Below are 24019 nucleotides of genomic sequence, written 5' to 3'. Positions count from 1 at the left end.
GGACCGCGGGCCTAGGCTGGCGGACACGTCGACACGACGAGGAGGGGACATGCTGCTCAGACATGCGATCGGGGCCGTGCTCCGGCGACTGAGGCTGGAGCGCGGGGAGACCCTGCGCCAACTGTCCGAGACCGCCAGCGTCTCCATCCCGTACCTGTCGGAGATCGAGCGCGGCCGCAAGGAGGCCTCGTCCGAGATCCTCGCCACGCTGTGTCGTGTCTTCGACATCAGCGAGGGCGAACTGCTCACCAGGGTCGCCGCCGAGTTCGCCGCCGCGGAGCTCGTCAGCCTCCGTCCCGTCCACACGGTGCCGGTCCGCGAGCTCGCCCCCGCCGGACACACGCTCGCGACGGCGCCGGGCGAGTTGCGTCTCGCCGACGAGCACGACCTCGCGGTCGGCGCCTCCGCGGAGGTGCTGCTCGCGGCGTGACGCGTGTGCCGGCCAGCCGGACATCCGCTGTCGGTGTCTCCGTGCTGGGCCTCGCGCCCGCCGACGGCTTCCCACCCCGGCGACTCGTCGTCCACTTCGACGTGCAGCATCGGTCAGCCCCTCGGCAGCGCCCTGGTCGAGCCGACCACGTGGTCCACGAAACCGTAGGCCAGAGCCTCGTCGGCGGTGAACCAGCGGTCGCGGTCGCCGTCTTCGAGGATCTGCTCGATCGGCTTGCCGGTCTGGAGGCTGGTGAGTTCCGCCATGCGCCTCTTGAAGTAGAGGATCTGCTTGGCCTGGGTCTGGATGTCCGCCGAGGTCCCGCCGAATCCGCCGTGCGGCTGATGCATCACCACACTCGCGTTCGGGAGCGCATACCGTTTCCCGGTGGCACCCGAGGAGAGCAGGAACTGCCCGGCCGACGCTGCGAAGCCGAGGGCGACGGTCGCGACGTCCGCCTGCACGAAGTTCATCGTGTCGAAGATCGCGAACGCGGCGGTGATCGAGCCTCCCGGCGAATTGATGTAGAGGTAGATGTCCCGCTCAGGCTCGATGGAGTTGAGGATGAGGAGTTGGGCGCAGATCTCGTTGGCCGAGTCGTCGGTGACCTCGCTGCCGAGGAAGACGATCCGCTCCTCGAGGAGGCGTTTGAAGATCAACTGATCTGGTGTGCTGTCGGTCATTGTGCTCATTCGCCCATCCTGCGAACGGAGCAGGCGAGGGCGCCAGCCTTTCTGCCCGGCGCGAATCTGCCGATGGCAGAGGGGATGCACGGGGCAGGGGCAGGTGGCAGGGAGCGGGCTGGATGCGCGCTGATTTCCTCTGCGGGCGTTGGGACAGTATCCTTGTCGAGCGCCTTCGATCACGAGAACACTGGTGGTCGGGAGCGCCAACGGCGAGTTACCCAAGCGGCCAAAGGGATCTGACTGTAAATCAGACTGCTCAGCATTCGGGGGTTCGAATCCCTCACTCGCCACCTCAGCCGAAAGCCCCGGTCCGCGCGACCGGGGCTTTTGCGTTCCCTCCCCGCATCGCCGTCCCTGGTCTGACAGGCTGTCATCATGCCTTCCAATGCCGAACTCCGGGATATCGCGCTCACCGTCGCGCGCCGCGCCGCCGACCTCGCCTACCTGCGCCGGTCGGAGGGGGTGGAGGTCGCCGCATCCAAATCGTCGCTGACCGACATCGTGACGCGAGCCGACCGTGAGGTGGAGCACGTGGTGCGGGAGGCCATCGCGGCGTCCCGGCCGCGCGACGAGTTCCTGGGGGAGGAGTCCGGCGGCGGGGAGGGGACGAGCGGGCTCACCTGGGTGGTCGACCCGATCGACGGGACGGTCAACTACTTCTACGACATCCCCGCGTATGCGGTCAGCATCGCTGTCGTCGAGGGCGATCCGGATCCCGCCACCTGGCGCACGCTCGCCGGCGCCGTCGTCAACCCGGCGAGCGGCGAGGCTTTCACCGCGTCTGCCGGGGGCGGAGCGCGGCTGAACGGCCGGGAACTGCACGTCAACCGGGATGTGCCGCTCGAGCTCGCACTCGTCGGCACGGGGTTCGGCTACGACGCGCGGAAACGCGAACGGCAGGCGGCATTCGTGACGCAGCTCATCGGCCAGGTGCGGGATGTGCGGCGCATCGGGGCGGCGTCGCTCGACCTGTGCAGCGTGGCCGCCGGGCGACTGGATGCGTACTTCGAGCGCGGCCTCAACCCGTGGGATCACGCGGCGGGCGCGCTGGTCGCACGCGAGGCAGGGGCAGTGGTCGGGGGCCTCGGAGGCGGCCCGGAGGGGGAGGATCTGCTGGTGGCGGCGCCTCCCGGACTGTACGAGCGGCTGCACCCGCTGGCTGACGCGTTCTACTCGGAGTGGCGCTGAAATACCCAGGTATTCGCATTGTTTTTGCTGAATGCATTGGGAACCCGGTTACCTATTCGTTACATTGGGAGGGTTGCCCTGCCGCTGTGCAAGGGGAATCCCCTGTGAACGTCTGAGAAAGATCGAAAGCCGACCGTACCGTTGACTCCCGACCGCCTGAACTCCCCAGCGCCCGCGCGCCCCGGCGAGACGTCGGCGACTCCGGATGCGGTCCCCCTGACCAGGCGGGAACTGAGGGAGAAGGAGCGGCAACTGGCGTCCGCTTCCGCCGCGAGCAGAGGGCGGTCACGCGGCGAGAAGCCCGCGGAAGTGCGCCCGCACCGCCCCGCATCCCCGCACCGCCCCGCATCCTCGCACCGCCCCGCACCAGCGCGCACGCGCGCCCGCAAGGGCCTCAGCGTCGCCGCCATGACGTTCGCGATCGCCATCGGCGTCGCCACGTCTGTCCCGGCCATGGCGCTCCTCACCGAGGAGGACGTCCGCATTCAGGCGCTCCAGGCCGAATACGTCGCACCGAGCGCGCCGGCCGGCGCTGTGCAGGATCTTGCTCTCCCCGCGGAGGGCGGCGTCGCATCCATCATCCGCGACGGCGTGCAGGTGAGCCCGCGGGAGAAGGTCGCCGGTCTGCGCTCGATGCGCATCGCCGACACGTTCACGAACAACCCTGGCGGAGCCGTCCAGTGGCCGTTCCCTGTCGGTGTGCCGATCTCCGACTGGTTCGGCCCGCGATCCGCGCCCACGGAGGGTGCGTCCACGAACCACATGGGAGTCGACTTCACGCCGGGCTCCGGCGTCCCCATCCAGATCATGGCAGACGGCGTCGTGCGCGAGGTGGTCGGCGGCGACAACGGTGGATGCGGCGTCAACGTCACCATCGACCACATGATCGGCGGCCAGCTCGTCAGCAGCAAGTACTGCCACATGCAGTCGGGGTCGGTGCGCGTGAGCGTCGGTCAGCAGGTGAAGGTGGCGGAGACCGTCGGTCTCGTCGGCAACACCGGCGTCTCGACCGGCGCGCACCTGCACTTCGAAATCCTGCTCGACGGCACCCGCCAGGTCGACCCCTATGCGTGGCTGAAGGCCAACGCGTCCTGACCGAAACGACGAGATGCCAGCAACTGAGCGCGCATCACGGGGATACGGCGCAGTTACTGGCATCTCGCCAAGCCGGGGTGGGGCTAGGCGCGCAGCCAGACGGTGGTGTCCTGGGGAAGCTCGCGACCAGCGAGGTCGGCGCTCGCGAGGAGCACCTCGCCGTCCGGCAGCATCACCGGCGCGGTGCCGACGTTCGCGATCACGAACACATTCCCGGAACGGAATGCGAGCACAGCCGGCCCCAGGTCCGCCCACTCCAGCGAGCCGAACGCGAGGTCGTGCTCGCGGCGCGCGGCCAGTGCATCCTGATACATCGTCAGCGTCGAACCGGCGACGCCCTCCTGGGTGTCTCGAGTGTACGACGCCCAGGATGCGGGCTGCGGCAGCCAGCTCGCGGCTCCCGGCCCGAAGCCGTACGACGGTTCCGTGCCCTCCCAGGGCAGAGGGACGCGGCAGCCGTCGCGGCCGTACCGCTCGCCGTTCGTGCGGAACCAGGTCGGGTCCTGCCGGGCGGAGTCCGGCAGGTCGATCGCCTCCGGCAGCCCGAGCTCCTCGCCCTGGTACAGATAGGCCGAGCCGGGCAGAGCGAGCATCAGTGCGGTCGCGGCGCGTGCCCGGCGGAGGGCGAACGCCGTGTCCGGGATGCCCGTCGATGCTGGACCGATGCCGTGGCCCTGCAGGTTCTCGCCTTTGAGGGCGAGGCGGGTGGCGTGGCGGACGACGTCGTGGTTGGACAGGACCCAGGTGCTCGGCGCCCCGACGCTGGCGAAGACCGAGATGGAGCGATCGATCACCGTGCGGAGCGCTGCCGCGTCCCACGGCGTCTCGAGGTAGCCGAAGTTGAAGGTCTGCTGCATCTCGTCCGGGCGCACCCAGCGGGCCAGCTTCTCCAGAGGCTCCACCCAGGCCTCGCCGCAGAGCACGCGGTCGCCCTCGTACTCCTCGAGGACCGTGTGCCAGTCGCGGTAGATGGCGTGGACGCCGTCCTGCGCGAAATACGGGGGAGTGGGCGGCTCCGTCGACGCGTGCGCGCCGATCTCGGGCTCCAGGGCGACGCCGCCCATGCTGCCCGCGTTGGCCGGGGGCGTGTAGTCGGGGAGACCCGCCTCCTTGACCATGCCGTGCGCCACATCCACGCGGAAGCCGTCGACGCCGCGATCGAGCCAGAACCGCAGGATGCCGCGGAACTGCTCCCACACCCACGGGTTCTCCCAGTTGAGGTCGGGCTGCGACTTGTCGAACAGGTGCAGGTACCACTGGCCGGGGGTGCCGTCCGGCTCGGTGATGCGGGTCCAGGCCGCTCCGCCGAAGATCGACTCCCAGTTGTTGGGCGGCAGCTCTCCGTGCTCGCCCTTGCCGTCGCGGAACATGTACCGCTCGCGCTCTTCGCTGCCGGGAGCTGCGGCAAGTGCGGCCTGGAACCAGGCGTGGGCGCTGGAGCTGTGGTTGGGGACGATGTCGATGATGACACGGAGGCCGAGGCTGTGCGCGCGCTCCAGCATCGTGTCGAAGTCGGCGAGCGTGCCGAACAGCGGGTCGACGTCGCAGTAGTCGGCGACGTCGTAGCCGGCGTCGTTCTGCGGCGAGGTGAAGAACGGGGACAGCCACACCGCATCCACGCCCAGACTGCGGAGCGCAGGCAGGCGGTGGGTGATGCCGGGCAGGTCGCCCACGCCGTCGCCGTCGGCGTCGGCGAAGGAGCGCGGGTACACCTGGTAGATCACGGCGGAGCGCCACCACTCCCTTCCGGGGCTGCTCGGCGCCAGCGCGCCAGTGGATGCGGTCGACACGGCGGACGCGTCCTGTTCGGGCGCGGATGCGGGGGACGTGATGGTGATCACCTGTCTCGGGAGTGGGGATGGTTCGCGGCTCCGTTGGCGCTCACCCGACATGCTAGCCGCCCGCGCCTCTGTGCCGGATGTGGGCCGCCTGCCCGCTTCCCGGGCGCTTCCTCCCGGTTTCCCACCTCCGGCCGGTCCGTTCGCCACGCCCGGCGTGCGGTATCTTCGCACCGTGCGGACCCTGCCGCGCTCCCGGGCGACGAGTCGCCGGGACCCCAGACGGCCAGGAGCGCATCCAGATGACATCGTCATTCCACCTGCCCCACCACGACGGCTCACCTCTCTACGTGTCCACCCAGGAGCCGTCGCTCGGCGACCACGTGCTGGTGCGCCTGCGCATCCCGCACACCTGGGGAGCAGTGGATGAGGTGCGCACCCGCTCGAACCCGGACCACGAGCCGCGGTTCTCCGACGCGCAGCTCGTCGGCTCTGCCGACGGCTGGGACTGGTGGGAGGCCTCGATCATCGTCGAGAACCCGGTGCACGGCTACCGCTTCCTCGTCTCCAGGGCTGACGGCCGCAAGGTGTGGGTGAACGCCACGGGCGTGCACGACATCGAGACGCTCGACGCGGAGGACTTCAAGCTCGTCACCTTCTCCGCCCCTCCGGCGTGGGTGAAGGAGACCGTGCTCTACCAGGTGTTCCCCGACCGGTTCGCGCGCTCCGCCGCCGCCGACGACCGGCCGGCGCCGGACTGGGCGATCCCGGCCGCGTGGTCCGACCCCGTCGACGACGTCCCTCCCGGGCGAGCGCAGCAGTTCTACGGCGGCGACCTGGACGGCGTGGTCGAGCACCTCGACCACCTGGAGCGCCTGGGGATCAGCACCATCTATCTCACGCCCGTCTTCCCCGGCAGGTCCAACCACCGCTACGACGCCGCCAGCTTCGCCATGGTCGACCCGCTGCTCGGCGGGAACGAGGCCCTGGCCAGGCTCACGGCTGCCGCGCACGAGCGCGGGCTGCGTGTGATCGGCGACCTCACTTCCAACCACTGCGGCAACGGTCACGAATGGTTCCAGGCCGCGTACGGCAACCCGGATGCGCCGGAGAGCGAGTTCTTCCTCTGGCTGAACGACGAGCACACCCAGTACGTCTCCTGGCTCGGCGTCCCCAGCCTGCCCAAGCTCAACTGGAACTCGAACGAGCTGCGCCGCCGCTTCATCGAGGGCCCGGACTCGGTGGTCGGTCGCTGGCTGCAGGAGCGGTACGGCCTGGACGGCTGGCGCATCGACGTCGCCAATATGACAGGGCGGTATGGGGACCAGGACCTCAACGAGTCGGTGCGCCGGATGATCCGCGCGACAATGCTCGCCATCAACCCGGACACGATCCTGCTCGGCGAGTCGACCAACGACGCGTCGAGCGACTTCCAGGGCGACGCCTGGCACGGCGCGATGACGTACGCGAACTTCACCAGGCCGGTCTGGGGGTGGCTGTCGGAGGAGGGCAGCGCATCCAGCTATTTCGGGTTGCCGTTCGGGACGATCCCGACATACACCGGCGAGCAGGTCTTCGCGGCGCACCGGCAGTTCACGGCCGGGTTCCCGTGGCGCACCAGGCTCGGCACGATGAACGCGCTCGACACCCACGACACCCCACGGTTCCTGACCAACGCGAAGCCGGGGACCGTGCCCGTCGCCCTCGGTCTCTCGGTGACGCTTCCCGGCATCCCCGTGGTCTTCGCCGGTGACGAGTTCGGGCTGACGGGCATCGACGGCGAAGCGTCGCGCACGCCGCTGCCCTGGGGCACCGAGCACACGACGGCCGCCGCGTCCGTCGAGCTGTACGCGCGCCTGATCGGGCTGCGGCGCGCGCACCCGGCGCTCAACGGCGGCGGGATGCGGTGGCTGCACGTCGGCGACGACGCGCTCGCGTTCGTGCGCGAGGCGGCGGGGGAGTCTGTGCTCGTGGTGGCGGCGCGGGCGGACGTGGCGTTCACGCTCGACGCCGCAGCGGTTGCCGGTGCGGACGGGGCCGTGCCGCTGGTGGGGGATGCGTCCGTGGAGGTCGTGGAGGACGGCATCCGGTTCTCGTCCGGTGGCCCCGACTTCACGGTGTGGGCGCTGCCGGGGGTGGATGCGGTCTAGCCGCCCCAGTGCGACGGCCGCAGCAGGTCGTCGGGGAGGAGCGTGCGCGCATCCCCGTGGGCGGCGTTGACCTGCATTTGGGTGAGGTAGATCGCCGTGCGCAGGTCGGCCCCGCCGATGTTCGCGTCGCGGAGGTCGGCGCCGATGAGCTCGGCGTAGGAGAGGTCTGCACCGCTCAGGTCGGCGGCGATCAGCAGCGCGCCGCGGAGCTCGGCGCCGCGCAGGTCGCGCCCGGCGAGGTTCGCGCCGAGCAGGTCGGCGCCCGGCGCGATGCGACGATCGTGCGCTGCAGCTGCGGCTGGCCTGTTCGCCTCGCGGGTGAGACGGCTCGCGGTGCGCAGCAGCTCGGCGATGGGAGCGCGCAGATCGTCCACGTCGATGCTCAGGATGTGCTCCGCCGGTGCGTCTGCGACCAGCGCCACCTCGTCGCGTGCCGCCTGCAGGCGCGGTCGCAGGGAGCCGGCGGCCGGCATCCGCACGGCCTCGTCGAGATACCAGAGCAGTTCGTGGAGCTGGCGCACGATCGGGAAGACGGCGAACATCTCGCCGCGGAGCTCCGGGCGTTCGCGCCAGTCGCCGCCGCCGAAGGTGTGCTGGGTGACCTGCTGGCCGGCCCCGAAGCAGTCGAACACCGTGCATCCGCTGAAGCCGCGTTCGCGCAGCTCGGGGTGGATGCGGCAGCGGTGGTCGTCGGCGAGGTTGACGCACGGATCGCCCGCCGCTTTGTCGAAGGCGAACTCGGAGGATCGCGCGAAGGCGAGCGCGACGCAGCAGAGGCCGACGCACCGCGCGCAGTCGGCTGCGAGCTCGGCGCGGCTGCCGCGGTCGCCGCGCAGGATTGTCTGCATTCCTCCACAGTATTCACACCGCGTAACTTCTCCACATCTTCAGGCGTTCCCGGAATAGGGCGAAGCCACCCGCGTTAGCGTGAGAGCACGGTCAATCGACGCCATCGAAGGAGAACCACGAATGACAGCACCCCGCCGCACCATCGGATCGTCCGACCTCTCGGTCTTCCCCCTCTCGCTCGGGGGCAACGTCTTCGGCTGGACGGCCGACCAGGCCACCTCGTTCTCCGTCCTCGACGGCTACCTGGATGCTGGCGGCAACTTCGTCGACACGGCAGACGGATACTCCGCCTGGGTTCCTGGCAACACCGGCGGCGACAGCGAGCGCATCCTGGGCCAGTGGTTCCAGGCGCGCGGCAACCGCGACGACGTCGTGCTCGCCACCAAGGTCAGCCAGCACCCCGACTTCAAAGGTCTCGCCGGCGACAACATCCTGCGCGCAGCCGATGCCTCCCTGGAGCGCCTCGGCTCGGACCACATCGACCTCTACTATGCCCACTTCGACGACCAGACCGTTCCCCTGGAGGAGACCGTCGGCGCACTGTCGAGCCTGGTCGACGCTGGCAAGGTGCGCCACATCGGTATCTCCAACTACTCCCCGGAGCGCATCGAGGAGTGGTTCGCGATCACCGAGGCGAACGGCCTCCACCGTGCCGTCGCCCTGCAGCCGCACTACAACCTGGTCGAGCGCGACTTCGAGGAGAAGTACCGCGCTCTGGCCGAGCGCGAGAACCTGGGCGTCGTGCCGTACTTCGCGCTCGCCGCCGGCTTCCTCACCGGCAAGTACCGCGACGGCGTCACGGTCGACAGCGCCCGCGCGGCCGGTGCGTCGAAGTACCTCGACGACCGTGGCCGTTCGGTGCTCGCCGCCCTCGACGAGGTCGCCGCTGCGCACGACGCGTCGGTCGCATCCGTCGCCCTCGCCTGGCTCGCCGCCCAGCCGACGGTCGTCGCGCCCATCGCGAGCGCGCGCACCATCGACCAGCTCTCCGACCTTCTCGCCTCGGTGACCCTCGAGCTCACCTCCGACGAACTGGATGCGCTCACCGGCGCTTCCGAGGAGCGCGAAGCGGCCTGACCTGCGCACACCCAGCCGGGCCGCGGCCAGGGGCGGCTCCCGCTCCGACCAGCGGCCCGGCGAGTGTACAAAGCACCCTCGCGCAGATGGTATTCTCTTACGGTTGCCAAAAACGCGAAGCGAAAGCTCGCAGGCTTCGCCCCCTTAGCTCATTGGTAGAGCACTTCCTTGGTAAGGAAGAGGTAGTGGGTCCGATTCCCACAGGGGGCTCCCTCCTCCCGACGCACGTCAGCGGGAGGCAGCGGCGGGGTAGCTCAGGTGGTTAGAGCACACGGCTCATAATCGTGGTGTCGCGGGTTCGAGTCCCGCTCCCGCTACTGGCCCCGAGATCTCGCCATCTCGGGGCTTTTTCATGCCCGCTGATCGGCCCGGTTTTGGCCCATTTGCCCACACTTAAAAACGCGGCGGCATGAAGACAGTCCGCTACAGCGTCGAGATCGTCATCGAAAAGGTCACTGTACGTGTCGGGCGTCATGGCGGCCGAGGCGTGCCCGAGCATGTGTTGGACGGCCTTCACATTCGCTCCGGCACTGACCGCGAGGGACGCCGGTGTGTGCCGCAGATCATGGATGGTCATTGCTGGCAGGTGCGCGTCATTGAGCGCTCGGTCCCACCAGGAGTCGACCGTCATCGTCGGAATCTTCTGTTATCCGCCCAGGCCAGGAACGAGCCACGGAACGGTCATGCGCTGGATGGGCGAGACCGCGTGCGCCTGTGCTGCTCACTGGGCGCCCGGGTCCGTTGTAGCGGTCTTTTCGGGCGGCATCGACTCCTTCTGGCCCATCCCCAACGGTCATGTCGTCGAGATCGCTGCGAGGCTCATCCACGCGAGCGCACGAAGCATGCACATCAGCGTTACCGAACGGTCCGCCCATCGTGGTTGACTTCGACGACGATGGATCATATATTCAGTCAACGGAACATCTATGAGGAGGCTCCCCATGCACATCGCTGTGCTCAACGGCCCCAACCTGAATCGCCTCGGAAAGCGCCCCGTGCAGCAGTATGGGAACGAGACGCTGGCGCAGCTCGAGGCACGCATCGGCGCCCATGCGTCGCATATCGGTGTTGGAGTGACCTTCTTCCAGTCGAACCACGAGGGGGAGTTGATCGACCGCGTGTACGACGATATCGATGACGTCGATGGTTTCATCGTGAATCCGGCCGGCCTGACGACCTACGGTCGGAGCCTCGCGGATGCGCTGGCCGAATGCGGCGTGCCATACGCAGTCGTCCATCTCTCCCAGCCTTATCGACATCGCGGGTCGGAAATGCTCGATGTGTTCCGGGATCGCGCAGCGGCGTATATCTGCGGCCTCGGTTGGCGCGGCTATGCGGCGGCCCTCGATGCCTTCGCGGATGCCGCCCGGTCCGAGTCGGAATAGGCGGACCCGTGCAGATCGGCGTCTTCGCCGGCCATCGCCTCGGTCTTGTGGTCGAGAGCGGGATCATCGATGTCAGCGACCTCGTGCCGGGCTCCCCTGGACCGCGTGGACCTCTCGCGTGGTTCATCTCGAACGAGTGGGATCGACGGATCGACTGGGATGCGGTGGCGCATGGCCGACCGGTGCTGCCACGCCACGGAATCGAATGGTCGTTGCCTCTTCCGGGAGCCGCGCTCGTCGATCCGACGAACCGCCTGGCCGGCCGCGGAGAGGCGGCGCTCGGCATCGTCCTCGCCGACGGTTTCGGGGCCCCGTCGGCGGCGGACCCGTTCGCGCGGGTGTTCGGCCTCGTGCGTGTGAACTCGGTGAAAGGAGCGCCCCAGATCGTCGTCGGGCCCGTGTCGATGGTCGGCGCCTGGCCCGCGGGCGAGGTGTCTCTCGCGGTCGAGGCTCCGGGGCGGGGCGCGGACGAGGACGTCGTGTCCGCGACCAGAGCTGGTCATGCATTGGGCCTCCAGGCGGCGGACGTCGTCGTCCTTCCCCGGATGCCGATGGTTATTCCGCGCACGTTCTAATCGCGTACGATTGCGTCATGGCACGACGTGACGTGAATTTCAGCGAAGAGCCTGGGGGCGAAGATCTCCCGGTCATGTCGGGGCAGGCCGGCCATTGGGTGCGGCGAGCCCATCAGGTTCACAACGCGCTCTGGGTCTCTACGGTCTCGGGCGCCGTCACGCCGTCGCAATTCGCCGTCCTCTCAGTCCTGGCGGAATCGCCGGACGTCGACCAGAACGCCATCTCGCGAGGGACGTCTTTGGACACCTCGACGACGGGCGCCATCGTCAATCGCCTGGCGCAGCGGGGGCTTCTGGAGATGAGCAAAGACCCCTCCGACCTGCGGCGCAATCTCTTGAGGCTGAGCCCCCAGGGCGAGCAGGAGTTCCGGGAGCTCGCGCATAGGGCGGCGCAGATGACCGATGCCTACACTGACGTCCTGGACGAGTCCGAGCGACACCAGCTCGTCTCCTTGCTCAAGCGGCTCGTCGAAACCGGAGAGTCTTCGTAGGGCGGCGGCGCCGTCGAGTGTTCCGTCGACGGAAAATATTCTCGCCAAACTATTGTGTTGACTGAATAGTTTGGCTTATTGTCGCATCGCACCACACAACACGAAAGTAAAAAGGGGGCCGAGCGTTAGCCCGCTCGGCCCCCCATGCACTCGGCGCGATCGACAATCGGGATCCGGGTGCATCTGAATCTGGCAAACGGTGACGAACACCGTTCACACGACAATGGAGTCTACAGAGATGAGTGCATCTTCCACACAGGTGGGAAAGCCGAACCGCCAGCTCGGGCTGGCCGTGTTCTCCGGCTTCTTCGGAAGCGTCCTGGAGTTCTACGACTTCTTCCTCTACGCCACGGCCTCTGCCCTGGTCTTCAATCAAGTGTTCTTCCCCGAACTGGACCCCGTCGTCGGCACGATCGCCAGCTTCGGGACGCTCGCGGCCGGATACTTCGCCCGGCCACTCGGCGGGATCATCTTCGGGCATTTCGGCGACAAGCTCGGTCGCAAACGGATGCTGGTCTGGACGATGAGCCTGATGGCCGGCGCGAGCATCGTGATCGGCCTGCTCCCGGGGGCCGCGCAGATCGGAGTGGCTGCACCGCTGCTGCTGACCTTCTTCCGGGTGGTCCAGGGCATTGCGCTCGGCGGCGAATGGGCGGGATCCGCGCTGATCTCGGCGGAGCACGCGACCAGTCGCCGCGGCCTCTGGGCCAGCTTCACCCAGGCGGGTGCGCCCAGCGGTTCGGTCCTCTCGACCGCGATGCTCGCCCTCGTCTCGGCGCTGACCACCCAGCAGCAGTTCTTGGCGTGGGGGTGGAGGATCCCCTTCCTCTTCAGTGTCGTCCTGCTCGCCGGCGGACTCATCATCCGAAGCAAGGTTCACGAGACGCCGATCTTCCTCGCCGCCGTCAAGGAGGCCCCCAAGCGGCGGTTCCCGCTGGGCGACGTGCTTCGCTACGAGTGGCGCCCTCTGCTCCTGGTCCTCGGTGTGTCGATCGCCGGATCGGTCTGCTCGGCGGTGTTGACCACCTTCGTCCTCGCTTTCGCCACCGGGCACGGGTTCGAACGGCAGACGGTGCTCAACGTGCTGCTGCTCTCGTCGTTCATCACCGCGCTCTTCATGCTGTTCTACGGGTCGCTGTCGGATCGGTTCGGGCGCCGTCCGGTGATGATCGCCGGGACGATCGGCTTGATCATCATGTCCTTTGTGCTCTTCCCCGCCATTGGCAGCGGGTCCGTCCTGGCTCTCGCGATAGTCCTCCCCGTGAACCAGGCGGTCGTCCATGCGGCCCTCGCTGGACCGCAGCCGGCGATGGTGACAGAACAGTTCAGCACGGTCTCCCGGTTCACGGGCGCTTCGGTGAGCTACCAGCTCGCCGGGATCTTCGGAGGCCTCACTCCCCTCGTGTTCGCGTCGGTACTGCAGGCGAACGGCGGGTCCACGACCCTGCCTCTCTCGATCATCATGTCCGTGACCTGCGTCGTCGCCCTGTTCTGCCTCCTCGCGCTGAAGGAGACGAGCCAGAAGAGCCTCTCGGACTCCTCTCCGGCGGTCGAGCATTCGGCAGCCGTGCCCGACACCACCCAAGCGCCGGCATAACGTGTCGATGGTGAAACAGCTGACGCTCGCGTGCGGCTCCTACGACCGCACGGCTGCGCTCGCCGACCGAAGGGTGAGGGCTGAGGGCATCGACCTCACCGTCCTCACCCTCCCCGTCGAGGAGATCTTCTTCAGGACGGCCAAATACCGTGAGTTCCCCGTCTCGGAGATGAGCCTCTCGTCGTATCTCCTGACTCTGGATCGCGACGCCCCCTTCATCGCCATCCCGGTGTTCCCGTCCCGGTCGTTCCGCCACAATGGCGTGTACGTTCGCACCGACGGTCCGATCTCGTCCGCCGCGGACCTCGTCGGCGCGACGGTGGGGATCCCGGAGTACCAGGTGACGGCGGCGGTCTGGATCCGGGGAATCCTGGCCGACCTGCACGGCGTGCCGGTGCGATCCGTCGCCTACCGTACGGGTGGTCTCTACGACACGCGGCGGGTGGAGAAGCTCTCGATCGACCCGCCCGGGATCGACCTGAAGCCGGTCGAGAAGGATGCGACGCTCGGGGAACTGCTCATCGACGGCACGCTCGACGCGATCTACTCGCCGCGGGTGCCTCCTGAGTTCGCCGCCGGCGACCCACGGATCCGGCGGCTTTGGATCGACTCGAAAGCCGCCGAAGTCGAGTACTTCGAGGCGACAGGAATCTTCCCGATGATGCACACCGTCGTCATCAGGCGCGACGTCTACGAGGCGGACCGTTGGATCGCCCGCTCGCTTATGAAGGCGTTCGAGGCCGCCAAGCGGGTGGCTGAGGCGCAGCTGGGTGAGACGGCTGCCCTGAGCTCGATGCTCCCGTGGAGCTATCAGGAGGCGCAGCAGACCCGAGCCCTGATGGGGCAGGAGTTCTGGACGTACGGCCTGGACGAGAACCGCGTCGCCCTGGAGACGCTACTGCGCTACTCGGCAGACCAGGGGCTCGCCTCCGGCGCGAGGGATATATCGGAACTGTTCGCCCCGGAGACGGCCTCCGCCTTCGTTATCTGAGTGGGCGGATGGGGTTGGTTTCGGCGAGGAATCGCCGGAACCGACCCCAGCTCCGCGCATCGGCGAGGGGGCGGAACCGGTCGGTTCCGGGCACGGTGAACGCGTGGGGTGCGCCGCTGATGATGTCGATCTCCCACGAGAGGTCAGGCGTAGTGCGCAGCTCCGCCATCAAGCGAGCCACGGCGGAGTCGGGCACCAGGTCATCAGCCGCGCCCGTGATGATGAGCAGGGGCGCACGCGTCGCTGCGACTTCTGCTGCGTCGTGCTCGAACAGCGTTCCGTGGAACGACGTCGCGCCGGCGATGCAAGCGCCGGTCCTGGCGAACTCGAGCGCCGCAGTCCCGCCGAAACAGTACCCGGCGACCGCGACGCGCTCCGGTTCGACTCCCGTCATGCGCACCAGGACGTCCAGTCCGGCCTGGACCCGACGGGCGAGCAGGGGCAGATCGGCGTAGTAGGCAGACGAGACCGCTCGAGCCTGCTCTGGTGATGTCGGACGGATCCCGGCGCCGTACAGGTCGGCGGCGAACGCGACGTAGCCCAGGCGGGAGAGCATTCGCGCCCTCATCTCGATGTTGGCCCCGACTCCGTTCCAGGCATGGAGGAGCAGCACCGCCGGCCCGGAGATGGGCCGGCTCTTGTCCATGGCCAGGAAGCCTTCGAAGGGGGCTCCGTCGACGGCGTACGGCACTCGGGCCACTCGGATCCGGGATCCGCTGTGCGCGGGCACGTTCGCCAGGAGCTCCTCGAACGGCTTCGGCAGGGGGCGCTCTGCGGTCAGTTGGAGCATCGCTGCTACATCCTCTCTTGACATTCAGTTAACGGAATAATATCGTCCTATCGTAATTAGTACGTACGCGGACTAGTTGGATCCTGATCAACGAAGATGAGTGAGGAAGCACGATGACGGACATCGACAAGGCGGCCAGAGCGGACGCCTACTTCGAACGGCTGCGCGACGCCAACGTCGCCGCTCTGTGGACCATTCCCGGCACGCTCGCCACCGAGCCGACCCTCGACGAGGTGCCATACGTCTGGCGAGCCGAAGAGATCTTCCCGCTGCTGGAGGAGGCGGTATCCATCGCAGACCTCGGCGAGGACACCGATCGGCGCGCCCTCAACGCGTTCAATCCGACCCGGCGGTTCGGAACGAGCCACAACCTCGTTGCGGGCTACCAGCTGGTGCTACCTGGCGAGACGGCCCCGGCGCACCGTCACACACCGAGCGCCATCCGCCTCCTGTTGCAGGGGTCGGGCCACACCACCGTGGACGGAGAGCCCGTGCTCATGGAGCGAGGCGACCTGGTCCTGACTCCTCCCAACACCTGGCACGACCACCGCCACAACGGGACGGAGCCGATGATCTGGCTCGACGGACTCGACGTCCCGTTCGTTCGCGGGCAGCACGCGCAGTTCGCCGAGGAGTACCCCAACGGCGAACTGCAGAAGATCACGCAGGAGGAGGACGCGAGCGTCCACCGCTATTTCGCCGGGCTCAATCCTGTCGACGAGGGCTGGGAGAAGCAGCACTCTCCGCTGAACAAGTACGCGTACAGCACCTCCCGAGCCGCGCTCGCAGAGTATCACCGGGGCCAGGGCGAGCCCGAGTGGGGATCGCGTCTCGAGTATGTGAACCCCCTCACTGGCGGTCACGTCATCCCCACGCTGTCGTGCTATCTGACCCTCCTGCCCAACGGAGGCAGGACCACCGTCCGGCGGCAGACACCGAGTGCCGTCTTCTGCGTGCTGGAAGGCCGTGGTCACAGCATCATCGAAGGCGAGCGCTACGACTGGTCTGAAAACGACTTCTTCGTTGTGCCCTCCTGGCACCGGTACGAGCACGTGGCGGACGACGGCGACGCGGTGATCTTCGAGCTCAGCGACCTGCCGATCTATGAACCGTTCGGGCTGCTCCGTGTCGAGGTCGGCCCGAGGCGGGGCGACGCGTGAGCGCTGAGGCCGTGCCGCTCGAGGCGAGGGCGATCGTCGTCGGCTGTGGCATCGGAGGAATCACAGCGGCTCTCGCGCTCGCTCGTCACGGGATCCGCGTGGATGTGTTCGAACGAGCCGCGGAGATCCGTGAAGTGGGGGCCGGACTCCAGGTCGGACCCAACGCCGTCCGGCTCCTGGAAACGCTCTCGGTCACGCAGTATCTGACCGAAGCTGTGGTGCTCCCCGAGCGGGCGGTGATGCGTGACATCGGGTCGGGGGAGGAGATCTTCGAGATCCCGTTCGGCGCCGAGTTCCTCCGACGCTATGACGCGCCCTACCAGGTCCTGCATCGAGGCGACCTCCTTGCGGCGCTGCTCGCCGCGGCGCAGCGCACGGGGCTTGTGAACATCAGCACGGGCAAGGAGGTTGTCGACGTGATCCACGGGAACGATCACGTCACGGCGCGCTTCGCCGACGGAACCGCCGCCGCCGCCGAGATCCTGATCGGGGCGGACGGGATCCGTTCGCGGGTGCGGCGAACGCTCCGCGACGACGGCCCGCCGCTGGCGTCGACGTATGCGATCTACCGCGGCACCTTCGCGCGGAACTCCGACATCGAGAACGCAGTCACGCTCCAGGCCGGTGCCGGCCACCACGTCATGTACTACCCGATCAGAGGAGGTTCGATGGTCAACCTGGTCTGCTCCTTCAAGAGCGAGAGGGGCGAGCCGGGAAGCGACGAGTGGGGAACGCTCGATGAGCTCGACACGACGTTCGCGCAAGCCAACCCGCTCGTGCGCCGGATCATCACGCATCTGGACCGCAGCAAGAAGTGGACGCAATTCGATCGTCCTCCGCGCTCGGGCTGGGTCGGCGGAAGGGTGGTGCTGATCGGCGACGCCGCGCATCCGACTCATCAGTACTTCGCGCAGGGCGCTTGCCAGGCGATGGAGGACGGTGTGGAGCTCGCGGACCTCGTCGGAGGGTCTGGCGACCTCGCCCTGAGGCTCCCCGAGTTCGAGGAGCTGCGCTTCGCCCGCACGAGCGCGGTTCAGAGCGGCTCGAGGTTCTGGGGCGAATGGAGCCACGCCGGCGGTCTGGACGCAGAGCTCCGGGACGCGACGCTCCGTGCCGTCGGAGGTCGCATCTACGAGCACCTCGACTGGCTCTACGGCGCGGATCGCAGCGCGCCGATACCATCGATCCCGCCGAGCCGCGACCGTTACGAGGTCATCGACGCGGAACGAGCGGTCTACGCGCGAGGGCTGGCCCGGTCATGATCATCGCTCGCTTCAACGGAGCTCACACAGGAGTGGTTGCGAACGGTCGCGTGTACGACGTGACCGACCACGTAGGGCGGGTCGAGTCCGTGTGGGACGACGTAGTCGAGGGGCTCCCGCTCGTCGGTTTGCTCGCGTCGCTGGAGCTCCGATCGCTGCGTTCCCACGACATCGCCGATGTGGTGCTGGAAGCACCGGTACCCCGGCCCGGCAAGATCATCGGCGCCCCGGCCAACTATTACGAGCACATCCACGAGATGCCGGATTCGGCCACGATCCGCGAGTGGGGCGCCTTTCTCAAGGCGCCGACCTCAGTAACCGGACCCGGATCCACCGTCCAGCTGCCCTACTCGGATGTGCGCACGGACTACGAAGGCGAACTCGCCGTGGTGATTGGGAAGGGCGGGCGGAACATCGCGGCCGAGAATGCCCTCGAACATGTCCTTGGATACACCTGTCTACTCGACATCACCGTGCGTTCAACCGAGGACAGGTCCACTCGGAAGTCCTTCGACACCTTCACGCCGCTCGGCCCGTGGATCGTCACCTCGGACGAACTGCGTGATCCCGGTGAGCTGGAGTTGACGCTCTCCGTCAACGGGAATCTCCGCCAGTCCACCTCGACGAGCACGATGATCTTCGGCGTCGAGGAGCTGATCGCGTACATGAGTTCGGTCATGACATTGGAGCGGGGCGACGTGATCGCGACCGGCACGCCGGCGGGCGTCGGTCCGATCGCGAACGGCGACAGGATCGATCTGAGCATCACCGGCATCGGCACACTGTCGGTCGGGGTGTCCGACGCCGACGCGATCCCTTATCTGAATCGCCCTGGTCCGAAGGCGGGCCTCTACGCCGACTGAACCGGCGAGCGGGAGATACGCTCCCGGGCCGCCCGTTCGCTTGGCGACCTCGTGCCAACGGCGATTGCGGCGAGAGCGAGGGTGACGCGGGCGAGGGTGATCGCCGGCCATTTCGGTCGCTTCAGCCCGAGCAGCGCGCGGTATCCGGTCGGCAACGTCGCAACGGCGGCGCCGAACAGCACCGGAAAAATCAACCGGTAGGGCAGCGGCAGGGGCGGCCGGCGAAGGAAACGAGCGACGTCGGCCGCCCTTTCGTCGAACGTCAGATCCTGGTCGAACGATCGCATGACGGCGATGAGCTCAGCGTAGTCTCGGGGCGGATCGTCCACTCCCATCAGGCGACCCGCCACGGCCCACTCCGAAACGTAGCCGTCGCGTCCGCCGGGAGGGTTGCCGCGCAAAGCGGTGAATGCGCCGAGAAAGGCCGTGGTGAAGGCTGTGTGCACCCAAAGGGACAGGTCCGAGTCGTTCGCGGAGTATGACCTCTCCTCGTTCGTCGCCGTCGCGTACGTGCCGTGCACGGGCAGATGCATGCGCCGCACGTGGGCGGCCGCGTCCGTCGCCGCCTCGCGACTTCCGAATGTCGTGAGCGCGAGCCAGGCTATGGTGCGGTTCAATCGCCCCAGCGGGTCCGAGCGGAATCGGGAGTGATCGTAGACGCCGGCCAACGCTCCCGGGTGCAGGAGTTGGATGAGGAGGGCCCGTATCCCGCCGACGAAGGTCGTCAGCGATCCATTGACCGCCCAGGATGCGGACTCCGGACCGAAGAATCCTTCGTCGTCCCCGCGCTCGATGTCGGCTATCCATGGTGGTCGGGATCTCTTTCCGGATCCTCGCCGCCAATGGAGTACCGTCCTGGCGGCCTTCGCGCTGCCCATTCTTTTTAATCCGTGCACGGAATGATTCTAGTCTTCGATCAGTTTCACGTCCTGTCGCGCTTGACGGGGTTTCTTCGAAGACAGCCTCGACATTCCGTGTGTGGGACGATTCAGTGAGATCGAACGACCCCTGCCGATAGTCGAGTAGTGCAACGAAGGAGCGAGCTACGTGTCATCGAGGACCCTGACTGTTTTCGTGCTCGACGGGATTCCGGAGGTTCGGAGGGGTGATGATCTGGTCGAGGTGATCAGCCGTTCAGCGGGCCGCTCACTCCAAGACGGAGACATCCTCGTCGTCACCAGCAAGATCGTCTCCAAAGCCGAAGGGCGCGAGCTGCCCGCCGCCGACCGCGAGTCGGCGATAGACCAGGAGACCGTACGTGTCGTCGCCGAGCGCGCACACGTCGGTGGCGTGACGCGGATCGTCGAGAACCGCAACGGTCTCGTCATGGCTGCAGCCGGCGTGGATGCCAGCAACGTCGCCGACGGGGTTGTCCTCCTCCTCCCCGAGGACCCCGATCTGTCAGCGCTGCGACTGCGGGAGGGCATCAAGCACAGGTTGGGCGTGGACGTCGGGGTGATCGTCTCCGATACCTTCGGGCGCCCGTGGCGCCTGGGGCAGACGGATGTCGTGATCGGAGCAGCCGGCGTCACAGTGCTCATGGACCACCGCGGTGTGGAAGACACCTACGGTCGAGCCCTCGTCGTGACGGCACCCGCCGTCGGCGACGAGATCGCCGCCGCCGCAGACCTCGTCAAAGGCAAGACCGGAGGTACGCCTGTCGCCGTCGTGCGTGGTCTGGGGCACCTGGTCTCCGGATCGGCGCTGCCGGGCGGTGCAGCCTTGGTGCGGCCGGCCGCCGATGACCTCTTCTCGCAGGGGACGGCAGAAGCCTATGCCGCCGGATTCGCCGCGGGGCGTGCCGCGGCCGCCGAGGGAGCGGCAGAGGACTCAGCGGTTCAACGCTAGCGCGAGCGTCCGGCGGGCCAGCTCTCGGGCAGCAACGGCATCCGTCATCAGCAGCGGTGAGGCCTCCGCCGCGATGCCCGCCGCCGCCAGGAGCCCGATGGCGTCGTGGTCCGCGGTGTCAACCAGCCACGTGTCCAGTAGCCCGGACTCGGAGCGCGCGCCATAGTGGAGCGCGACGGCCGCCGCACTGCACGTGACGCCGATCGCGCGCAGACACTGATCGGCCATGCCGCGGACCGGCGCGCCCTGGATGATCGGCGACACGCCGACTGTCGCCGCGCTGGTCGTCGCGATAGCCTCGCGCACCCCCCGGGCCTCCAGGATGCGACCGAGGGAGACCACCGGATTGGAGGGTGCGAGGACGACCACGTCCGCGTCTCGGAGCGCCGCAAGCACTCCGGGAGAGGCCGCGGGGGGTGACGGGGCCTCCCGCTCGAATGCCGCGACCGGGGCGGAGGCGCGCATGCGCACCCACCACTCTTGGAACGGCACGGTCCGCCCGTCTTCGAGCCGGACGAGGGTCTCGTCCGGCTCGTCGGTCACTGGCAGGATCGCGGCGGGGATTCTCCAGCGGCCGGACAGGACCGCTGTCGCCTCGCTGAGGGATCGGCCCTCCATCAGAAGTCGCGTGCGCGCCAGGTGCGTCGCGATGTCGAGGTCGCCGACCGTGAACCAGGGCGTGCCGAGTCCGTACGCGGAGAGCTCCTCGGCGACACGCCCGCTGTCACCCGCTCGCCCCCAGCCGCGTTCGTCGTCGCCGACGCCGGCCAGCCGGTACACGACCGTGTCTAGATCTGGGCACACGCGCAGCCCGTTGAGCCAGAGGTCGTCGCCGACGTTGACCACGACAGTCAGCGCATCGGTCTGGCCCGGTTCGAGCAGGTCGAGCATGCCGCGGGCGAACTTCGATCCGCCGACTCCACCGGAGAGCACGACGATGTTCACGATGCCCCCTGGAAGCGGAATCCCGGTCCGCCCGGTCCGGCGAGCAGTTCTGCGCGCACGTGGAAGACCCGCTCGATGACCGCAGGACTCAGGGCGTCCTGCGGCGCGCCGACCGCCGCAATCCCGCCGTCCTGCATCACGACGACCCGGTCAGCGAACGCGGCCGCGAGGTCGAGGTCGTGCAAGCACGCCACAACAGTCATCCCCTGTTCGGTCAGCCGACGGGCGATTCCGAGAACGGCCAGCTTTCCTTCGATGTCGAGATGGTTTGTCGGCTCGTCGAGGAACAGCACGGTCGGCTCCTGCGCCAACGCTCGTGCGATCTGGGCACGCTGACGCTGCCCGCCGGAGAGGCGGTCCCAACGCTCGTCGGCCTGGTCGGCCAGCCCCACCTCGGCCAGCGCACGTTCGACGATGTCTCCATCGTCGGTCTGCATCCGCCCGAGGAACCGGTAGTGCGGGACGCGGCCCAGTCCGACCACCTCGCGCGCGGTCAAGGCCGAGTCCGCCTGAGCGAGCTGCTCGACCAGAGCGACGGTCGTCGCGCGGACGCGCGGGGGCATGTGCGCGACATCCGCGCCATCGACGGTGACCGACCCCGCGGAGGGCCTGAGGATCCCCGCCAGAGTATGCAGCAGGGTCGTCTTGCCCGCTCCGTTCGGGCCGGTGAGAGCGAGGAAGGTTCCCGGTGCGATATCGAGCGTGATGCCCGAGACGATGACGCGGCCGTGACGCCGCACATCGACCGCCGTCGCCCGGATCCCCGCGCTCATGCTCGCGCCCTCCGGCCCGCGAGGAGCGCGGCGAGCGTCGGCGCTCCCAGCAGGGCGGTCACGATTCCGACGGGAAGCTCACGTGGCGCGAAGGCGCTCCTCGCGACGGTATCCGCGACGATGAGGAGAAGAGCGCCGGCGAGAGCGCAGAGGAGCAGGAGCGGCTGGTGCCGAGGCCCGATCAGCAGACGGAGCAGGTGGGGGATCACGAGTCCGACGAACCCGATGGAGCCGCTGATCGAGACGAGGACGCCGGTCAAGAGGGAGCAGCCGACCAGGAGGAGGATGCGCGCGCTGCGGATGGGCACGCCGAGTGACGCGGCGGCCACGTCACCGAACGTGAAGCTGTCGAGCAATCGGCCGGAAGCAGCGAGCGGAGCCCCTACGACGGCCAGGGCGCCCGCGGCGACGAGGGCGCTGGGCCAGGACACCCCGGAGAGGGAGCCAAGCAACCAGCCGATGATGTCGCGGTACGAGTCCCCGGTCGAACTCCAGAAGATGACGACGCTCGTGAGCGCGCCGCAGAAGGAGGACACGGCGATGCCGGCGAGCACGGTGGTCGCGGGCGCCAGTCCACCTCGTGACAGCGCCAGCCCCAGCGTCGCCATCAGCGCGAGCCCTGCTCCCGCGAACGCTGCGAGCGGCAGGGCGACAGCCAGTCCGAGCAGCACGACGCAGACGGCGCCCAAGGATGCGCCCGACGAGAGCCCGAGCAGGAACGGTTCTGCAAGCGCGTTGCGGGTGACGCCCTGCATCACCGCTCCGCACAACGACAGTCCGGCGCCGACGGCTCCGGCCGCGACGATGCGTGGCATGCGCAGCCCCCAGACGATGCCGTCCGCCAGTGCATCCGGCTGGCCGGAGACCAGGCCGAGGTGGCGGCCGATGACCTCGAGCGCGACCGCTGGGGAGATTCCCGCCGGCCCGTTGCAGATTGCGAGCAGGACCACGAACGGTGTCGCGGTGAGGAGCGCGACAGCGATCAGCGGGGGAACCGCGCGCGTCGAAAGGCGGCGCCGGGTGGCGAGAGCCGCGGTGCTCATCGGGTGTATCCGAGCGCAGCAAGGGCGTCCGAGAGCTCGGTCGTCTCCGTCGCGGTGCGTACGCCTGCTTGGCTCGCGGCGAAGGGGACGACGATGAAGCGCCGCTCGCGCACGGCTCGCAGTCCCGATGTGGCCGGGTTCTGCTGGAGTGCGTGGATCTTCTGCTCGGCCGTGTTCCAACTCGCGTCGACGAGGACGATGACGTCGGGGTCGGACGCCGCGACCGCCTCCCAGCTCATCGTCGCCCAAGTGTCCTTGATGGCCGCGGCGACGTTCGTGAGTCCCACGGTTCGCATGATGAGCGCCGGGGCGCCGATGCCTGCGCCGACGTATGGGGCGTCGGTGCCCGAGGAGTACCAGAGGGCGGTCACCTTCTGCGTGAGCGGTCGTACCGAGGAGACCTGCCGGACCTGCTCGGCGATGAGCTTCGCCGTATCCACGTGGAAGATCCGGCCGACCTGGCGGATCTCGCGATAGATGTCGGCGAATCCCAGCCGTTTGGGCTCGGAGGCGGGCTCCTTGCAGGCGGCCGGCGAGACGTAGGACGCCACTCCGAGCGACTGCAGGCTGGTACGGTCGCCCGCGCCTTGCGCTGACACATTCGACTCCCAACCGGCGTACACGAAGTCGGGGCGCAGGGCGAGCAGCGCCTCCTCGGACGGCACGCCGTCCGACACCGTCGGAAGCGTGGCCGCGGCCTTCGCCCACTGCCGGGGGACCGGTCCGTCCGCGAAGGCCGTCCCGACGATCCGGTCCTGAAGCCCGAGCGCGAGGAGCATCTCCGTCGAGGTGGACTTGATCGTGACGACGCGTTTCGGCGCCGACGCGATCGTGAGCTTGAACCCGCAGTTGTCGATGCTCACAGCGGAACGAGCGGAATTCTCGGCCCGTGCGCCGGCGCTGGGGCCTGCGCACCCGGTCAGTGCCAGTGCTGCGGCGAGTGCGGCCGTCGCGGTGAGACGGTGCGGGAATGCGGACATGAACGTACCTCCGGTCGATGGCTGTGACGCGCGACAGTCCCGCGCGCGGCGCCTCCCGGAAAT

23 protein-coding genes, 3 tRNA genes and 1 pseudogene are annotated in these 24019 nt (G+C 68.2%); 17 read left to right on the top strand and 10 right to left on the bottom strand.

Annotated features, from left to right (window positions below):
* The first annotated feature begins 49 nt into the window (after positions 1-49).
* Positions 50-430 carry a helix-turn-helix domain-containing protein gene (locus tag ACYVGI_RS17660; RefSeq protein WP_460633893.1) on the top strand — a complete coding sequence of 127 codons (381 nt, stop codon included), beginning with the start codon at positions 50-52 and terminating at the stop codon, positions 428-430.
* 113 nt (positions 431-543) lie between these two features.
* Here ACYVGI_RS17660 and ACYVGI_RS17655 read toward each other — a convergent pair whose 3' ends face one another.
* Positions 544-1113 carry an ATP-dependent Clp protease proteolytic subunit gene (locus ACYVGI_RS17655; RefSeq protein ID WP_460634157.1) on the bottom strand — a complete coding sequence of 190 codons (570 nt, stop codon included), beginning with the start codon at positions 1111-1113 and terminating at the stop codon, positions 544-546.
* A gap of 211 nt (positions 1114-1324) precedes the next feature.
* Between ACYVGI_RS17655 and ACYVGI_RS17650 the strand changes: the two genes are divergently transcribed.
* The 3 genes from ACYVGI_RS17650 (at position 1325) to ACYVGI_RS17640 (ending at position 3399) form a co-directional block, all read left to right on the top strand.
* Positions 1325-1406: transfer RNA gene (locus ACYVGI_RS17650), tRNA-Tyr, on the top strand.
* Between the two features lie 85 nt (positions 1407-1491).
* Positions 1492-2304 carry an inositol monophosphatase family protein gene (locus tag ACYVGI_RS17645; protein WP_460633892.1) on the top strand — a complete coding sequence of 271 codons (813 nt, stop codon included), beginning with the start codon at positions 1492-1494 and terminating at the stop codon, positions 2302-2304.
* A gap of 141 nt (positions 2305-2445) precedes the next feature.
* The gene (locus ACYVGI_RS17640; protein ID WP_460633891.1) at positions 2446-3399 is read left to right on the top strand and encodes a M23 family metallopeptidase; all 954 of its coding nucleotides are present in this window, start codon (positions 2446-2448) and stop codon (positions 3397-3399) included.
* 83 nt (positions 3400-3482) lie between these two features.
* On the opposite strand, the gene ACYVGI_RS17635 is transcribed toward ACYVGI_RS17640, so the two are convergent.
* The gene (locus tag ACYVGI_RS17635) at positions 3483-5189 is read right to left on the bottom strand and encodes a glycoside hydrolase family 13 protein (protein WP_460634156.1); all 1707 of its coding nucleotides are present in this window, start codon (positions 5187-5189) and stop codon (positions 3483-3485) included.
* A gap of 290 nt (positions 5190-5479) precedes the next feature.
* Between ACYVGI_RS17635 and ACYVGI_RS17630 the strand changes: the two genes are divergently transcribed.
* A complete protein-coding gene (locus tag ACYVGI_RS17630; protein WP_460633890.1) occupies positions 5480-7327 on the top strand; it encodes a glycoside hydrolase family 13 protein in 1848 nt (615 codons plus the stop codon).
* On the opposite strand, the gene ACYVGI_RS17625 is transcribed toward ACYVGI_RS17630, so the two are convergent.
* Entirely contained in the window at positions 7324-8175 is an 852-nt protein-coding gene (locus ACYVGI_RS17625; RefSeq protein WP_460633889.1) for a pentapeptide repeat-containing protein, read from the bottom strand. The genes ACYVGI_RS17630 and ACYVGI_RS17625 overlap by 4 nt on opposite strands.
* 121 nt (positions 8176-8296) lie before the next feature.
* Here ACYVGI_RS17625 and ACYVGI_RS17620 point away from each other — a divergent pair, with 121 nt between their 5' ends.
* From ACYVGI_RS17620 to ACYVGI_RS17610, 3 genes are all read left to right on the top strand, one after another.
* The gene (locus ACYVGI_RS17620; protein ID WP_460633888.1) at positions 8297-9253 is read left to right on the top strand and encodes an aldo/keto reductase; all 957 of its coding nucleotides are present in this window, start codon (positions 8297-8299) and stop codon (positions 9251-9253) included.
* Positions 9254-9391: 138 nt separating this feature from the next.
* Positions 9392-9463 (top strand) — tRNA-Thr (locus ACYVGI_RS17615).
* Between the two features lie 33 nt (positions 9464-9496).
* Positions 9497-9570 (top strand) — tRNA-Met (locus ACYVGI_RS17610).
* 86 nt (positions 9571-9656) lie between these two features.
* Here ACYVGI_RS17610 and ACYVGI_RS17605 read toward each other — a convergent pair.
* Positions 9657-9875, bottom strand: a pseudogene (locus ACYVGI_RS17605) (tyrosine-type recombinase/integrase); the annotation flags it as partial.
* Positions 9876-10194: 319 nt separating this feature from the next.
* On the opposite strand from ACYVGI_RS17605, the gene ACYVGI_RS17600 reads away from it, so the two are divergent.
* The 5 genes from ACYVGI_RS17600 to ACYVGI_RS17580 all read left to right on the top strand — a co-directional run bounded on the left by ACYVGI_RS17600 (position 10195) and on the right by ACYVGI_RS17580 (position 14292).
* Positions 10195-10638: a type II 3-dehydroquinate dehydratase gene (locus ACYVGI_RS17600; protein WP_460633887.1), complete on the top strand. Its 444-nt coding sequence runs from the start codon at positions 10195-10197 to the stop codon at positions 10636-10638.
* 8 nt (positions 10639-10646) lie between these two features.
* Positions 10647-11213, top strand: coding sequence for a hypothetical protein (locus ACYVGI_RS17595; protein WP_460633886.1), 567 nt, complete (start codon positions 10647-10649; stop codon positions 11211-11213).
* Positions 11214-11230: 17 nt separating this feature from the next.
* Complete coding sequence (locus ACYVGI_RS17590) at positions 11231-11704, top strand: MarR family winged helix-turn-helix transcriptional regulator (RefSeq protein WP_460633885.1); 474 nt, start codon at positions 11231-11233, stop codon at positions 11702-11704.
* Positions 11705-11942: 238 nt separating this feature from the next.
* Complete coding sequence (locus ACYVGI_RS17585; RefSeq protein WP_460633884.1) at positions 11943-13301, top strand: MFS transporter; 1359 nt, start codon at positions 11943-11945, stop codon at positions 13299-13301.
* A 7-nt stretch (positions 13302-13308) separates the two neighbouring features.
* Positions 13309-14292, top strand: coding sequence for a substrate-binding domain-containing protein (locus ACYVGI_RS17580; RefSeq protein WP_460633883.1), 984 nt, complete (start codon positions 13309-13311; stop codon positions 14290-14292).
* Here ACYVGI_RS17580 and ACYVGI_RS17575 read toward each other — a convergent pair.
* Positions 14285-15082, bottom strand: coding sequence for a dienelactone hydrolase family protein (locus ACYVGI_RS17575; protein ID WP_460633882.1), 798 nt, complete (start codon positions 15080-15082; stop codon positions 14285-14287). The two genes, ACYVGI_RS17580 and ACYVGI_RS17575, sit on opposite strands and share 8 nt — an antisense overlap.
* Positions 15083-15195: 113 nt before the next feature.
* Between ACYVGI_RS17575 and ACYVGI_RS17570 the strand changes: the two genes are divergently transcribed.
* From ACYVGI_RS17570 to ACYVGI_RS17560, 3 genes are read left to right on the top strand one after another with little or no spacing between them, the layout of a single operon-like run.
* Positions 15196-16242 carry a cupin domain-containing protein gene (locus tag ACYVGI_RS17570; protein WP_460633881.1) on the top strand — a complete coding sequence of 349 codons (1047 nt, stop codon included), beginning with the start codon at positions 15196-15198 and terminating at the stop codon, positions 16240-16242.
* The gene (locus ACYVGI_RS17565) at positions 16239-17504 is read left to right on the top strand and encodes an FAD-dependent monooxygenase (RefSeq protein WP_460633880.1); all 1266 of its coding nucleotides are present in this window, start codon (positions 16239-16241) and stop codon (positions 17502-17504) included. The genes ACYVGI_RS17570 and ACYVGI_RS17565 overlap by 4 nt, the downstream gene beginning before the upstream one ends.
* Positions 17505-17563: 59 nt before the next feature.
* Complete coding sequence (locus tag ACYVGI_RS17560) at positions 17564-18367, top strand: fumarylacetoacetate hydrolase family protein (protein WP_460633879.1); 804 nt, start codon at positions 17564-17566, stop codon at positions 18365-18367.
* Here the strand turns inward: ACYVGI_RS17560 and ACYVGI_RS17555 are convergent.
* Positions 18355-19245: an oxygenase MpaB family protein gene (locus ACYVGI_RS17555; RefSeq protein WP_460633878.1), complete on the bottom strand. Its 891-nt coding sequence runs from the start codon at positions 19243-19245 to the stop codon at positions 18355-18357. The two genes, ACYVGI_RS17560 and ACYVGI_RS17555, sit on opposite strands and share 13 nt — an antisense overlap.
* Positions 19246-19414: 169 nt before the next feature.
* Between ACYVGI_RS17555 and ACYVGI_RS17550 the strand changes: the two genes are divergently transcribed.
* Positions 19415-20215, top strand: coding sequence for a coenzyme F420-0:L-glutamate ligase (locus ACYVGI_RS17550; protein ID WP_460633877.1), 801 nt, complete (start codon positions 19415-19417; stop codon positions 20213-20215).
* Here ACYVGI_RS17550 and cofD read toward each other — a convergent pair.
* Genes cofD through ACYVGI_RS17530 form a run of 4 tightly spaced genes read right to left on the bottom strand, consistent with a single transcriptional unit; the run spans position 20198 to position 23956 of the window.
* The gene (gene cofD / locus ACYVGI_RS17545) at positions 20198-21160 is read right to left on the bottom strand and encodes a 2-phospho-L-lactate transferase (protein WP_460633876.1); all 963 of its coding nucleotides are present in this window, start codon (positions 21158-21160) and stop codon (positions 20198-20200) included. The two genes, ACYVGI_RS17550 and cofD, sit on opposite strands and share 18 nt — an antisense overlap.
* Entirely contained in the window at positions 21157-21933 is a 777-nt protein-coding gene (locus ACYVGI_RS17540) for an ABC transporter ATP-binding protein (protein WP_460633875.1), read from the bottom strand. The genes cofD and ACYVGI_RS17540 overlap by 4 nt, the downstream gene beginning before the upstream one ends.
* Positions 21930-22976 carry an iron chelate uptake ABC transporter family permease subunit gene (locus ACYVGI_RS17535; RefSeq protein ID WP_460633874.1) on the bottom strand — a complete coding sequence of 349 codons (1047 nt, stop codon included), beginning with the start codon at positions 22974-22976 and terminating at the stop codon, positions 21930-21932. The genes ACYVGI_RS17540 and ACYVGI_RS17535 overlap by 4 nt, the downstream gene beginning before the upstream one ends.
* Positions 22973-23956: a putative F420-0 ABC transporter substrate-binding protein gene (locus tag ACYVGI_RS17530; RefSeq protein ID WP_460633873.1), complete on the bottom strand. Its 984-nt coding sequence runs from the start codon at positions 23954-23956 to the stop codon at positions 22973-22975. Before ACYVGI_RS17530 ends, ACYVGI_RS17535 begins: the two co-directional genes overlap by 4 nt.
* Positions 23957-24019 lie beyond the last annotated feature (63 nt).

The sequence above is a fragment of the Leifsonia lichenia genome (assembly GCF_054780215.1).
The sequence above is the reverse complement of the archived record's forward strand: the minus strand, read 5'-3'. Positions and strand labels throughout refer to the sequence as shown.

What these genes read in the sequence shown, in the direction of transcription:
- ACYVGI_RS17660 (WP_460633893.1), top strand. Translation starts at nt 50, where the DNA reads ATGCTGCTCAGACATGCGATCGGGGCCGTGCTCCGGCGACTGAGGCTG.
- ACYVGI_RS17655 (WP_460634157.1), bottom strand. Translation starts at nt 1,113, where the DNA reads ATGACCGACAGCACACCAGATCAGTTGATCTTCAAACGCCTCCTCGAG.
- ACYVGI_RS17645 (WP_460633892.1), top strand. Translation starts at nt 1,492, where the DNA reads ATGCCTTCCAATGCCGAACTCCGGGATATCGCGCTCACCGTCGCGCGC.
- ACYVGI_RS17630 (WP_460633890.1), top strand. Translation starts at nt 5,480, where the DNA reads ATGACATCGTCATTCCACCTGCCCCACCACGACGGCTCACCTCTCTAC.
- ACYVGI_RS17625 (WP_460633889.1), bottom strand. Translation starts at nt 8,175, where the DNA reads ATGCAGACAATCCTGCGCGGCGACCGCGGCAGCCGCGCCGAGCTCGCA.
- ACYVGI_RS17620 (WP_460633888.1), top strand. Translation starts at nt 8,297, where the DNA reads ATGACAGCACCCCGCCGCACCATCGGATCGTCCGACCTCTCGGTCTTC.
- ACYVGI_RS17600 (WP_460633887.1), top strand. Translation starts at nt 10,195, where the DNA reads ATGCACATCGCTGTGCTCAACGGCCCCAACCTGAATCGCCTCGGAAAG.
- ACYVGI_RS17590 (WP_460633885.1), top strand. Translation starts at nt 11,231, where the DNA reads ATGGCACGACGTGACGTGAATTTCAGCGAAGAGCCTGGGGGCGAAGAT.
- ACYVGI_RS17585 (WP_460633884.1), top strand. Translation starts at nt 11,943, where the DNA reads ATGAGTGCATCTTCCACACAGGTGGGAAAGCCGAACCGCCAGCTCGGG.
- ACYVGI_RS17580 (WP_460633883.1), top strand. Translation starts at nt 13,309, where the DNA reads ATGGTGAAACAGCTGACGCTCGCGTGCGGCTCCTACGACCGCACGGCT.
- ACYVGI_RS17575 (WP_460633882.1), bottom strand. Translation starts at nt 15,082, where the DNA reads ATGCTCCAACTGACCGCAGAGCGCCCCCTGCCGAAGCCGTTCGAGGAG.
- ACYVGI_RS17570 (WP_460633881.1), top strand. Translation starts at nt 15,196, where the DNA reads ATGACGGACATCGACAAGGCGGCCAGAGCGGACGCCTACTTCGAACGG.
- ACYVGI_RS17555 (WP_460633878.1), bottom strand. Translation starts at nt 19,245, where the DNA reads ATGGGCAGCGCGAAGGCCGCCAGGACGGTACTCCATTGGCGGCGAGGA.
- ACYVGI_RS17540 (WP_460633875.1), bottom strand. Translation starts at nt 21,933, where the DNA reads ATGAGCGCGGGGATCCGGGCGACGGCGGTCGATGTGCGGCGTCACGGC.
- ACYVGI_RS17535 (WP_460633874.1), bottom strand. Translation starts at nt 22,976, where the DNA reads ATGAGCACCGCGGCTCTCGCCACCCGGCGCCGCCTTTCGACGCGCGCG.
- ACYVGI_RS17530 (WP_460633873.1), bottom strand. Translation starts at nt 23,956, where the DNA reads ATGTCCGCATTCCCGCACCGTCTCACCGCGACGGCCGCACTCGCCGCA.